The organism is Pseudomonas putida, from assembly GCF_028682395.1.
GTDB lineage: Bacteria > Pseudomonadota > Gammaproteobacteria > Pseudomonadales > Pseudomonadaceae > Aquipseudomonas > Aquipseudomonas putida_AB.
Map to the genome: position 1 here is coordinate 1 of NZ_JANHLC010000020.1, position 13,199 is coordinate 13,199.

A 13,199-nucleotide genomic window follows, 5' to 3' on the forward strand; every position below is an offset into this window, starting at 1 on the left:
TAACGACAAGACCCTGACCATCCTCAAGGGTGCCAGCGCCAGTGACAGCGCCACCTCTGTGGCTCCAAATGATGTGTACACGGGCAACAAACCGGTCGAAGTAACGATCACTGGCACTACCGGGGGCAACTTCGAGCAACTCAACACCAGCGCTACCACCAGCACGGCGGTCACCGACACTGTCGACGACACCGTCATCAGCCTAACGGGCAGCGCTTCGGTCACTGAGGGCGATACTGCCCACTACAGCCTGGCCCTGACCCACCAGGCCGAGGCCGACGTCACCGTCACCCTGAGCTACAGCGGCACCGCCGTCGACGGCAGCGACTTCACCGGCAAGACCACCATTACCATCCCCAAGGGCAGCAGCGGCACGACCTTCACGATCGAGACACTGAACGACCTGATCGCCGAAAACACCGAACACTTCACCATCAAGGTGGAGTCGGCGACCGGTGGCAAGTTCGAGAACATCGTGACCAGCAGCACCCAGGGCAACATCACCACCACCATTTTCGACAACGATGTACCAACATCGAGCCTCGCCCATGCCCAAGGCGTCGAAGACCAGCCATTGACCCTGACCTGGACCCACTTCGGCATCAGCGCCATCGACGGCACCGTGCTTACCCAGGGGGTGAACATCACCGGCCTGCCGGTCGACGGCAAGCTGCAATTGAACGTCAACGGCACGCTGGTCGACGTGACCCAGGGCCAGTTCATCAGCAAGGCCAACATCGACGGCGGCAAGCTGATCTTCACCCCAGACCACAACGAATCAGGCACCGATGCCTACGGCGGCAATGGCGTGGGCAACAAACAAGCCGACTACGCGCAGATCAAGTTCCAGCCTGTCGGCGGCAGCGCAACGGGCAGCGAAGCGACGCTGAAGGTCGATATCACCCCCCTGGCCGATACGCCAACCCTGAGCATCGCCGGCAATACGGTGGTGTCCACCGGCCTGATCAAGGAAGTCTGGACCGGCTTGAATGCCCTCAACGGGACAGGCAACGGGGCCAGCAGCGCCCTGCTGAAAAGCACCATCGACGGGGCCAGTCCGGCCAGTGCCACCAAGACCACAGTCACTGACGTACAGTCCAATGGCGAAGTGGCGCAGAACGTCGCCTCGAAAACTTCCGGCCTGATCTACCTCGAAGCCGGTAAGACCTACACCTTCAGCGGCACCGGCGACGACAGCCTGTTGGTTGCCGTCGGTGGCACCACCGTGGCGCGCACCACATGGGGCGAGGGCGGCACGCTCAATGGCACGTTCAAGCCAACGGTCAGCGGTTTCTACACACTGGATATCTACCACCACAACCAGAACGGCCCGGGCAACTACGACGTCAACCTGCAAGTGGGCAACGGCCCGGTCATGGACCTGAGCGGCGGCAATATTCCGTTGTATACCGGTGTTGCCGACCTGACGGCGGCGGGCCTGAATGTCTCCGACCTGCACGGCAGTGCCGGTGAAGGCTACTACCAAGCCTACACCTACAATGAAGGCTTGGAAGGTGGCAGTATCAAACTCAGTACCATCACCAGCGGCCTGACCGACACCGACGGTTCGGAAACCCTCAGTGTGAAAATCGGCGGCCTGCCCGCCGGTTCGATCCTCAGCGATGGCACCACCAGTCACACCCTCACCGCCGACGTTAACGGCGAAATCAACGTGACGGGCTGGAACCTGGCGAACCTGACCCTGACACCGCCGCCGTACTTTGTCGGCTCGCTCCCCCTGGTCGTCACCTCCACCGCCACCGAACAGTTCGGCAACGCGCAAACCGTCAGCGCTCCACTGGGCGTCAACGTCTACCCGGCAACCTATGTGTCCGACACCGGCACCGCCAAGGGCGACAGCCTCACCGGCACCGACGGCAATGACGTGATGGTCGCCGATATCAGCGGGCTGGCCATGGCCCCAGGGGCCAACTACAACATCGCCTTTATGGTCGACAGTTCCTCCAGCATGAAGGACTCCATGGATGCGACCCTCAAGAATCTGGAGTCGGTCTTCACCTCGCTGATCAACAGCGTCAACTCACCAGTGCCGGGTGCTGCCCCAGGTAAGGTGAATGTATTCCTGGTGGACTTCGACTCCAAGGTGCAGAACTCGATCAGTGTCGACCTGTCCAACTCCACTGCACTCGACAACCTCAAGGCCATGCTCGCCACGATCACCAGTGGCGGCTACACCAACTACGAGGACGTCTTCAAGACCACGGCCAACTGGTTCCTCAGCCCGGAAGCGAAGGCCAATGTCGGCGCCACCAACCTCACGTACTTCATTACCGATGGCGAACCCACAGCCTATAACGCCAAGGACCTGACCAATCCGCAGGTGATCCAGTCGGCCATGGACAGCAAACTGAACGCCAACCTTGACGACGTACTGAAACTCTCCGGCAAGTACGTTCCAGGCAAGGCCTACTCCATCACAATCGACGGGGTCAGCCGCCTGCTCGTCGATGCCGACGGCAAGCTGTACAAATGGACGGAAGACAAAAAAGGCAAATGGACTTCGGAGGTCGTGAAGTCTGACGGCAGCAATGTCACCATCCACCCACAGGGCGACGGCACCTATGAACTCTCCGTGGCAGCGGGCAATGGCAAGACCTCCGACACCAACGGCACCGTCAGCACCCAAAGTGCAGATGCCGCCTTTATCCTGCTCGGCGAAGCCGGCAGCAAGGTAATCGCCATCGGCCTGAACAGCGATATCGACGCCGGCCACCTGGCGCCCTACCACTCGGCCACGGACACGCCTCCACAGACCGGTATCAACCCCGACAACCTGGCCAGCGCCATCCTGGGCAGCTCCAGCCTTGCCCATGCCGGCAACGATACGGTCAATGGCGGCGAAGGCAACGACATCCTGTTCGGCGACCTGGTGAGCTTCAACGGTGTCACTGGCGAGGGCTACACCGCCCTGCAAGGCTACGTGGCCCAGCAGACCCAAACACCGCTGGCAGATGTCTCCGCCAAAAACGTGCACCAGTACATTGCCGAGCACTACAAGGACTTCGATGTCTCGGGCAACCATGACGGCAACGACACCCTGCTCGGAGGCGCCGGCAACGACATCCTCTTCGGCCAGGGCGGCAATGACACGCTCGACGGCGGCAAGGGCAATGACATCCTGCTGGGCGGCACCGGCGACGACACGCTGATCGGCGGCCAGGGCAACGACATCCTGATCGGCGGTCTGGGCGCGGACACCTTTGTCTGGAAAGCCGGCGATATCGGGCATGACATCATTAAGGACTTCAACCATGCCCAGGGTGACAAGATCGATCTGAGCGATCTGCTCAAGGACGTCGGCAACAACGACCTGAGCAACTACCTGCAGGTCACGACCACCGACAATGTGACGACCCTGCAAGTCAGCAGCGCCGGCAAGCTCAATGCCGAAGGCGGTACGGCCAATGCCGATGTGAGCATCAAGCTCGAAGGCAACAACTGGTCCGGCTCCAGCATCGACTCGTTGATTGCCGGTGGCGACTTGACCATCAAGCACGACGCCTCCCACGGCTGATCAGCCGCTCCCGGCCACCCTTCGGGTGGCCGGCCTCTCCAGGTCTTCGCTCCGGTTCCACGGGGCGATGGCTCCCGTTGCGCCAAGACCCAGGCTTTAGCCTATGCTGGGCAACAATGGGCGCGGCTTTAAATATCTTGAGGGATGTTCAATGTTCTACGTGCAACGCAATGCACAGGGCCAACTGATCCGGGTGGAAGCGACCGCTTTTTCCCAAGCCACCGACACGTTGCCGGCCGATCATCACGAGATCCAGGCCTGGTATGCCAACGAAGCGGTGGAAAACAGCCTGCAGCAACTCAAGCAGAGCGACCTGGACATGATCCGGGTACTCGATGACTTGATCCAGGTGCTGACCACCAAGGGGGTGATCCGCGTGACCGACCTGCCGGCGGCGGCCCAGGCCAAGCTGATCGACCGCAGCCACGCGCGTGAAGCGCTGGGTGGCTTGAGCCAGCTGATCGATGACGACGAAGACGGGCTGATCTAAAGCCCGCTCCCGCTACCGTCTCAGAGTTTCCACGGCCCGGGCTCACCCACCAGCCGACCCTGTACCCCCCAAAGACCCATCTCGCGAATTACTTGCAACTCACCGTCGGTCTCGACCCGCTCGGCAATCAGCGGCAGGTCGATACTGTGGGCCGCGCGCTGTATCGCCTCGATAAACAAACGCTTGTCGCCTTCCTGGTCGATGGCGCGAATGTAGCTGCCGTCGATTTTCAGATAGGCCAACCCGAGCCGGGCCAGGTTGCCAATCATGCTGAAGCGACCGCCAAAGCGTTGCAGGCTCAAACTGAAACCCAACTCACGCAGGCGTCGCGTCAACTGTTCAAGCAGGGCCTGGTCCGGTAGTTGCTCCTCACCGATTTCCAGGGTCAGGCGCGGGCCCAGAGCCGCGTGCTGACGCAGCAAATCATAGATCCGGTTTAAGGCCTGGGGGTCCAGCAACGTCGCCGACGAGAGGTTCAACGCCAGCGATTGTTCATGGCTGCGCATCTGTTCGAGCACCTGTTCGAGCATCAGCAGGTCCATGCGGGCCATCCAGCCAAAACGCTCCAGCCAGGGCAGAAAGCGCCCGGCAGCAATGGTCTGGCCACGATCATCGACCAGTCGCGAAAGCACCTTGTAGTGCAGGACCGTACGGATGTCCTGAGTGGCGACCACCGGCTGGAAAAACAGCTCGAAACGCCGCTGTAGCAGCGCCTGTTCAAGGAGCTTATGCCAGGCATGATGGTCATCGCCGACCGTCTGCACCGCACTGTGATCCAGACAGACCCAACTTGCCTCGCCCTGGGTCTCCGCCTGGGCCAGCGCCTGGTCCGCCAGGCCAAGCAGGGCTGGCGGCGCATCGCCGTAGGCAAATGGGGCCAGCCCCATATAGGCAACGGGGCTGATATCACTGGCGCCGGTCGCTGCCAGGCTGTGCAGCGCCGCTTCAAGGTTCTGCGCCAGTTGGATAACTTCCTCGCGCACCAGGCCTGGCGCCAACACGGCGAACTCTCCGCCGCGAATCCGGGTCACCAGATTCTGCGTCTCGGGATAGTGGGCGCATTGGCGCTGCAGCTGTTCGCCCACGGCCTGCAGCAACTGGTCGGTACGGTGCCCGCCCAGGCGCTGATTGAGCCCGGTCAGGTCATTGACCCGCAACAACAGCAGGTAGCCGGAACTGGCCTGTTCGGGGTTGCTGACCCGAGCATTGAGCTGCATTTCAAAATAACGTCGGTTGGCCAGCCCGGTCAGGCTGTCCTGATAGGATTCCACCCGCAGTTTTTCACTGCGCTCGGCCTGCTCCTGAAACAGCGCCTTGAGCTTCTCGACCATCTGGTTCATGGCCTGCACCACCCGGCGCAATTCCGGGGTGCGCGGCAATTCGGGCAGGCTGAGAAACTCGCGGCGGGCAATGGCATGGGATTGCTCGACCATATAGTCGAGCGGTTTGAGTTGGCGGCGCAGCAGCAGGGCACCCAGCACGGCACTCAAGGCCCCGCACAACAACAGCCAGCCCAGGCTGCCCAGCGCGCTCTGCCAGAGCTTGGCCACAGCGAACATCGGGTGGCTGACGACCTCGACCCGCGCAGCCTGCTCCCAACCACGGCTGACAATGGCGTCGCCACCGGCGGGTTCCAGGTCGATCAGGCGCACGAACCAGCCCGGCACAGCGCCACCATCTGGTATACCACTGCGCTCGACCAGTACCTTGTCACTGGCGATATCGACCACCCGGATACTGGCGTAGTAACCACTGTCGAAAATCGAACTGACCATCAACTCGACCATCGCCGGATCGTCGATATTGGGCGTCAGCGACAACGCCAGGGCCGTCGCGGCATCCTGGGCATGGGAGCGCAGTTGATTGACGTACTGCGCCCGTGAGCTTTCCAGGCTGACCATGAAACTGCCGCTGAAGGCCACCACCAGAAACAGGCAGATGGCGATCAACAATTGTTTGAACAAAGACATCTGCGCTTACTCCTGGTTGTCCGATTCGGCTGGAAATCCTTCAGCCCGCATTTTTTTCAAGACGTCCTGCCAGCGCGACAGACGCTTGGTATCGCTGACCTTCTTGTTGCCCTTGGCACCTGGCAGCCAAAGCCCCTCGGCATTGAAAGAGTAAACGGGCAACAGATCGGTCCGCTGGCTGGCCGGTTTGATTGCATCGATCAGGCTGTCGAGCACCAGCGGTACAGCATTGGGGCTTGAGTAATAGGTCAGGACCATGTGCGCGCGATTCTGGCGCAGAGCCTTGACGTAGGTGATGCGTAGCTTTTCGCTGGGCACCCCAAGCCGACGCAAACTGAAATACTTGGCGATCGCATAATCCTCGCAATCTCCTGCACCCTTCAACAACGATTCAATGGGCGTGGCCCAGTAATCGACTTCGTGCCACAGGTCGATGTCTTCTTCGTAGCGAAGTTGTTTGTTGAAGAACTGGTTGACCACCTGTAACTGCCGGCCTTCATCGGCCTGACGCTGGGTCGAGAGCAACTGCTGCCAGGCGTCTATGCGAGACTTTCCGGGGCCTAGCGGGCCGTAGAGGGCCTCGGCGCGCTGACTGATCCGGGAGAAATCCCAATCGGCATGCAATGCGCCCGACAGGACGCCTGCCAGCAATAAAGCAGCGACTAGCCAACGCAGTGCCCGAGAGCGAATCGAAGGTAGCGGCAATGGAATGAGTCCAGGTAACCGATGGAAACTCAGCCGATGGTGAGGGTTGATCCGACAAAAGACAATCACACTCTGCAATGCTCGCCGGACAGACAGGCTAAAATGATCAACGCCAGTCCTGTCGGGGCTCCAGCCAATGGATGCGGTCCCTCGGCGGCGATTTCAAACAGTCATTGGAAGTAGTAGGTAACGTTGTAGTGGCAAAGAAATTGAACTCCTTGAGCAGTATCCTCGTCAGCGGACCGATCCCGGCGAGTAGTGCCCGTTCGGTCATCGAGGAAACACTGCGCGGTGCAATTCTCGACGGCCGCCTGCCCTGCGGCATGGCCTTGCGCCAACAAGCCCTGGCCGAGTTGTTCGGTGTCAGCCGCATGCCAGTACGCGAGGCCTTGCGCCAATTGGAAGCGCAGGCGCTACTGCATGTCATCCCTCACAAGGGCGCGGTGGTCGCGGAGTTGATCGATAGCAGCGCCATAGACACTTATGCCCTGCGCCAACTGCTTGAGACGGAGGCCCTTCGCTTGTCGATCCCGCGACTCACCGAGGCGGACTTCCATGAAGCCCAACGTTGCATCGAAACGCTCGAAGGTGACATCGAACTCTCGGAAATCGGCCGGCTCAATCGTCTCTTTCACATGGCCCTGTACAACAAGGCCCCCAACCGCAGGCTACTGGGCCTGGTCGAACAGGGGCTGATCGAAGAAGAGCGTTTTCTGCGCTTCAACCTCTCAGCCATGGACCTGGGCAAACGCTGCCAGGATGATCACCACGAGCTACTCGAAAGCGCCCGTAAAGGTGACATCGAGGCATGCGTTGACGGCTTGCAAAACCACCTCAAGCGGGCGGTCGACGCCATTACCCAGTACCTCAACGGCCAAGCCACTGCTCCACAGTAGATTTATCGTGCGCTCGAACCTCTAGGCCCCATTCCCGTCGCTGTCCACATTGAGCGCAGGTGCTTCAGGTCTGCTCTATCACGCCAGGTTTACTGGACTGGCTCGATTAAAGAAATATCCCACACGCATCATCTACAAATCCTCCTGTTGCTGGCCCGCTCGCAGACTAGCCTTCCGTTAGCTCGCCGAGCGCCAACATCAGACCAACCGCGTTACCAGGTAGGGAATTAAAACCATCCTTGCCGGTTGGCCTGCCTGTACCCCAACGCTGAACGAGTCGCACATGAACCAAACGTTTAGCAACGCGTAGCCCCCTGCACGCTCATAAAAGCCACGTCGAATTAAAGACAGATGCTGAAAGTTCTCCAGACAAGGACAAGTCATGAAGATGCTTACAACCATTCTTTCAACCCGCAAACCGACACCCGCCTTGCGCCCCCGGAATAAAATCGTGGTGAAGCCATGAGTAACGGCGCCTATCACTCATTCGCCGCAACCTGGGATGACCGAGCCACCATTCGCACCCGCCCACGGCGCCGCGTCGAAAACGATGACAAATTATTTTTTCCGCTGAGTCGCCAACCCCTGGTGCTCAGCGCAACCTTCCAGCGCGAGTGTTCTCACGCGCTGGAGTTCGTGCTGGTCCAGAGTCTCTACAAATACATCAACGATGTCGTGATCTTCGAGACAGAGATCGTCGACAGCACCGCTCGACGCATTGCCAAGAATCTCTTCGCGATCAACTTTCCGCCCGCCTGCCGGTATGACGCCATGACCGTGGTGGTGGACGAGGACTATCACGCCCTGGTTGCCATGGACTTCATGCAGCAAACCATTGAACTGACCGGCCTGGCCCCGCTTGAGTTACCGGAGGAAATAGAGCTGAGCAGGGCGATCCCCCTGGCCTTGGCGCAGACGCCCTCACATTTGCACGACGCCGTGGAGTTGATCTGCGTAGCGATCTCCGAAAACACCATTACCCATGATGTAGCCGCCTTCGCCAAGGACTCCAGTATCAAGAGTTCGATCAAGGGGCTGATGGCCGATCACCTGCTGGATGAAGGCCGTCACTCCGTGTTCTGGACTCACCTCGTCCGCCTGTACTGGAATACCGCGAGCGAAGAAGACCGATGCTTGATTGCCACCGTGCTACCGACCTTCCTCTCTCACTACCTGACCAACGATCTCCAGCAAGCCTTCGACCAACACCTGATCCAACACCTGCCTGTCACCGAGACCGTTCGCCAGTCTCTCAGGCGTGAGGCGTGCGGATTGGTGTTTCCGGTCGCGCACAAGCATCCATTGGTCAGCAATATTCTGCGGTTCTTTCGCAACAGCACCCTGCTCGACTCACCTTGCGTCCAGTCGGCGCTCAACGGCTATCTACGCTGAGGAAAGCACCATGAGACGTTTAGAAATCCTCCTGGCTGGCCAAGGCCGAGCAATGCAAATACTTGCCAGCGAGTTGGAGCAGCAAGGCCATGGGGCTGTACGGCTGACCGACACGGCTCCCCTTGAGCAGTGTCCACTCAACAGCATCGACCTGCTGATGGAAGATGGCAGCCTGCCCCCCGTTCACCAATGGCCCCACAAACCCAACCCCTGCGTTCACCTGGCCTTGCGCTTGGCCGTTACAGAGCAGTCGGAATCTGCCCTGCCACGGTTGGAATTGCTTTGCTGGTATGAAGCCCCCGGGCAACGTCAGTTACTGGAGTGTTTGCAGGTGGCGCCACCGCTGACCGGCAATGGCCAGGACCTGGTGAACAATGCACTCGATACATTGATTGATATGGTTTCATCTGTGGTCGCCCGGCTCTCTCGCAACAGCGGCAGTTTTCTCGAGCATGACATACCTCATGTGCCGAGCCGGGCCCCGGAACAGGGGCTGGCGAGCCTGGATGCGCTGGCCTTCGAGCACGTGTTCAACCACACCACGCTACCGTCTTTGCTATTACTGGCCAAATCACCGGTCATGGAACGTATCGATGCCAGCTTTGCTGCCTTTCCCCTTCGCCCTGCTCTGACCTGCGCCGACCGAACCTGCAGCTATGCCGAACTGCAGTCACTCAGCCTGGCTATTCGGGAACGCATCGAAGAGGCTGCCAACTTCGGGAAAAACCCTGCGTCGCTCCCAGTCATCGCGATCTGTCTTACGAAGTGTACGAACCTGTATGCCGGTATTCTGGCGATACTCGGCACCAATGCGATTTACATGCCTCTGGATCCGTCCAGCCCCTTGCAGAGGCAGCGCTACATGCTCCAATCCTCCCAGGCATCCTTGCTACTGGACGACGGGCACCACCCGCTGCGCGACAGCCTACCTTCTCTGGATATCAGCCAGGTTGCCCCGCTTGCGCGCAGCCCTTCATTGTCGCCCCTGATGCGCCAGCGCCCTCCTGAGAACGCGCCCTGCATGCTGTTGTTCACTTCAGGAACCAGCGGCCAGCCAAAAGGCGTTCTGCTCAGCCAGCGTAACCTCAGTCATTTCGCGGCCTGGTACGCCGACTATGTGCAACTGAGCGAATCGAGCCGGGTCCTGCAGTTTTCATCACTGGCCTTCGACTCTTCATTGATCGATCTTCTCCCCACGTTTATCCAGGGCGCCGAACTGGTGATCCCCACCGAGGACCAACGACGGGATCCCATTCAATTGCTCGAGCTCATTCATGAGCGAAGCCTGACCCACGCCTTTCTACCTCCTGCACTACTGAACTGCCTGCCGCCGGAATACGTAATGGAGGTGGAGCATGTCACTACCGGAGGGGATATCTGCGAGCCCTGGGTTATCGACAGGTTGGTTGCCCAGTGCAATCTCTACAACCTCTATGGGCCGACCGAGACAACGGTGCTGATCAGCGCGCGGCATTTTCAGGCCGGGGATAACAATCGCGCTCTGGGTCGCCCGATCGCCAACAGCCAAGTGCTTATTCTCGACGAAGAGCAGCGGCCGGTTTCCGGGGACAACGTAGGAGAGGTGTATATCAGCGGGCCTGGGGTCACGCTCGGCTACTGGGGAGATGCCCCCATGACCGCAGAGCGCTATCTCTCACTGGAGTACAGCCCAGGCATAGAGGTACGGGCCTATCGCACAGGCGACATGGCGCGCTGGGGGAGCGAAGGCATCGAGTTCTGTGGACGACGCGACCAGCAAGTAAAGGTTCGTGGCATGCGTGTCGAACCGGCGGAAATCGAACAGTGCCTGCGTGAGAGCGAGAGCTGGTGGCACGTCGCGGTCATCTTTGACGAGCGGCAGCGGGTACTGGCTTTTCTGTCAGGCCCACGAGATGCATCAACGGATGAGTCCCTGGCCAGGGCCAGGAGCCATGCCACCCAAACGCTACCCGACTACATGCGGCCAATCGCCTATACCCCCGTTGAGACTTTCCCCTATACCTCAAACGGCAAGATCGACCGCTCGGCACTCCTGCAGATCCCGCTGGAAGCTACGCAGCCTCTGCACCTTCAGCGGCCACAGAACATTGACGAAGAACGCTTGTGCGCAATATGGGCCGAGCTGCTGGAACTGCCTCCGGAGAGCATCTCTACCGAGGAAAGCTTTTTCAATCTGGGCGGCCACTCCATCCTCCTCTCAAGAATGCTCCTCAAGATCCGGGAGCAGTTCGGTCGCGGCATTTGCATTAGCCACTTTGTCGAGGCCCCCACGATCAGCACTCTTGGAAGGCTACTTCGAGGCGTGGCTATCCGCGACAGCGTAAGCACACGGGCGATGGAAGATGCCCTAAGGCCCATAGATGTATGCCCATTACCCAGCACGCGAATGGGTGACCCCCGCAAGTACATACTTACCGGCGCCAATAGCTTCCTGGGTGTGCATATTGTCGAGTCCCTTTTGGCCAATGGCGCAAGCGAAGTCGCCTGCCTGGTTCGCGCAACGGCAACTCAGTCCGCAACTGAGCGCTTCCAGGAAGCCTTGCGAGGCAACCGCCTGGAATATCTCGACCTGAGCCGGGTACGCGTCTATGCCAGTGATATCAGTCAGCCAAGGCTTGGCCTAAGCCCCGAAGACTACGAGAACATTGATCAGCAATACGGTGTGTTGATCCATAACGCTGCTCGCGTGAACCATGTGCTTGATTACGAAGCGCTGACCCAGGAAAACGTCGAGTCGATCTTTGAATGCCTGCGTCTATGCGAAGGAAGCAGCAAGAAAATCTTCAACTATATCTCCACGCTATCCGCCTGTAGCGGTGTGGATGGTCAGGGTCGAATACTTGAACAACCCGCTGCGCCAACGCCACCGATTTATCTTAGAAATGGTTACAACCTTACAAAATGGGTAGCCGAGCGCATTCTCCAGCGGGCCTGTGATGCAGGCACGAGCGTGAACCTGTACAGGCCTGGCAATATCAGCTTCAACAGCCTCAGCGGCGTTTGCCGTCCTCACAGTAATCGCCTGCTTCTGATGCTCAAGGGGTCTTTCCAGCTCGGCCAGGTTCCCAGTTGCGAAGAGGACTTCGATTTGATGCCCGTGGATTTCCTTGCACGTTTCATCGCCTTCCACGCCAACCAACACCGCCCCGCTGAGGCGGTCTTCAATCTGCACAATCCGCGCCCGCTGAGTTGGGATGCCTATGTGGAAGCATTTCGCGAAGCGGGCCAAACATTTGAGCGTGTCAGTGTTCCCGAATGGCAAAAGAGGCTCGTCGATGTAGGCCCCAACAATGCGCTATTTGGTGTACTGGGCTTCTATTTAAACGGATTGGAAGAAGAGATCGGCAATTTATCGATGACCGATAACCGGAACACGCTGTCTGGGCTCCACCGTATGGGCGTGCGCTACCCCTCCAAATCCGAGGCGTTGCTACGTAAAGGGTGTGAGTACTTGAAAGAAATCAACTTCATCTAACAAATGACTGGAGAAACTATGCAAACCCTACAGCCCGATACCTTAATAAAAAACCCCACTGTCTGCCGTGTCACCTCTGCGGTTGTATTGACCAAGGACGCACAGAGTGTTTGGAGTATCGTTGGTAACTTCTCCAACTTCACGGCCTTCATTCCGGCGCTTTCCAATATAGAAATGCTCGGTACCGGCGTTGGCTGCCTGCGCAAGAAACTCTTCAAGGACGGCAATATTGTTGTAGAACAGCTCAACGCCTATGACGATCAATTAATGCATATGACCTGGAGCACAATTTTCAACACCTTCGGTATTGGCAACCTCTGGGCCTCGATGAGCGTTAAAGCATTGTCGGACAGAGAGTGCCTGGCTACCTGGAATGTTATTGCCGACCCCATAGCCAATACACAGCAGCCCTTGGAGGAGCTGCAGAACTTTATCCAGGAGTTCATGGACGATGCGATGGCCAATGTTCGGATTCTGTCCGAGCATCAGTCCTCACAGGCATAAAAATTAGGCATTTGAAAAAACAAAACCCCAACTGCTTTCGCAATTGGGGTTTCGGAATTTGATCTTGACGATGACCTACTCTCACATGGGGAAACCCCACACTACCATCGGCGATGCATCGTTTCACTGCTGAGTTCGGGATGGGATCAGGTGGTTCCAATGCTCTATGGTCGTCAAGAAATTCTGTGCTCAACATGCCACTGAGGCATATTGAAAAATGAGGAATCTCTAC

General features: G+C 58.7%; 8 protein-coding genes and 1 rRNA gene. 6 read left to right on the forward strand and 3 right to left on the reverse strand.

Going from position 1 to position 13,199, the window contains the following annotated elements; genetic code table 11:
• Nucleotides 1-3,535, forward strand: a 3,535-nt coding sequence (locus NPS46_RS24920) for an immunoglobulin-like domain-containing protein (protein WP_274111998.1), incomplete at its 5' end; no start/stop codon positions are given.
• Between the two features lie 151 nt (nucleotides 3,536-3,686).
• Nucleotides 3,687-4,025, forward strand: a complete 339-nt coding sequence (locus NPS46_RS24925; RefSeq protein ID WP_274112000.1) for a tryptophan synthase subunit beta — start codon at nucleotides 3,687-3,689, stop codon at nucleotides 4,023-4,025.
• 20 nt (nucleotides 4,026-4,045) lie between these two features.
• On the opposite strand, the gene lapD is transcribed toward NPS46_RS24925, so the two are convergent.
• Complete coding sequence (lapD, locus tag NPS46_RS24930) at nucleotides 4,046-5,995, reverse strand: cyclic di-GMP receptor LapD (RefSeq protein WP_274112002.1); 1,950 nt, start codon at nucleotides 5,993-5,995, stop codon at nucleotides 4,046-4,048.
• Nucleotides 5,996-6,001: 6 nt separating this feature from the next.
• Nucleotides 6,002-6,700, reverse strand: coding sequence for a cysteine protease LapG (gene lapG, locus NPS46_RS24935; protein ID WP_274112004.1), 699 nt, complete (start codon nucleotides 6,698-6,700; stop codon nucleotides 6,002-6,004).
• 197 nt (nucleotides 6,701-6,897) lie between these two features.
• Here lapG and NPS46_RS24940 point away from each other — a divergent pair, with 197 nt between their 5' ends.
• The 4 genes from NPS46_RS24940 (at nucleotide 6,898) to NPS46_RS24955 (ending at nucleotide 12,967) form a co-directional block, all read left to right on the forward strand.
• Nucleotides 6,898-7,596 carry a GntR family transcriptional regulator gene (locus NPS46_RS24940; RefSeq protein ID WP_274112006.1) on the forward strand — a complete coding sequence of 233 codons (699 nt, stop codon included), beginning with the start codon at nucleotides 6,898-6,900 and terminating at the stop codon, nucleotides 7,594-7,596.
• A 462-nt stretch (nucleotides 7,597-8,058) separates the two neighbouring features.
• On the forward strand, nucleotides 8,059-8,988 hold the full coding sequence (locus tag NPS46_RS24945; RefSeq protein WP_274112008.1) for a diiron oxygenase: 930 nt from the start codon (nucleotides 8,059-8,061) through the stop codon (nucleotides 8,986-8,988).
• 10 nt (nucleotides 8,989-8,998) lie between these two features.
• Nucleotides 8,999-12,463 (forward strand): amino acid adenylation domain-containing protein, encoded by a 3,465-nt coding sequence (locus NPS46_RS24950; protein WP_274112010.1) that lies wholly within the window; start codon nucleotides 8,999-9,001, stop codon nucleotides 12,461-12,463.
• A gap of 18 nt (nucleotides 12,464-12,481) precedes the next feature.
• Nucleotides 12,482-12,967, forward strand: a complete 486-nt coding sequence (locus NPS46_RS24955) for an SRPBCC family protein (protein WP_274112012.1) — start codon at nucleotides 12,482-12,484, stop codon at nucleotides 12,965-12,967.
• Between the two features lie 62 nt (nucleotides 12,968-13,029).
• Here the strand turns inward: NPS46_RS24955 and rrf are convergent.
• Nucleotides 13,030-13,145, reverse strand: a 5S ribosomal RNA gene (gene rrf, locus NPS46_RS24960).
• Between the last annotated feature and the right edge of the window lie 54 nt (nucleotides 13,146-13,199).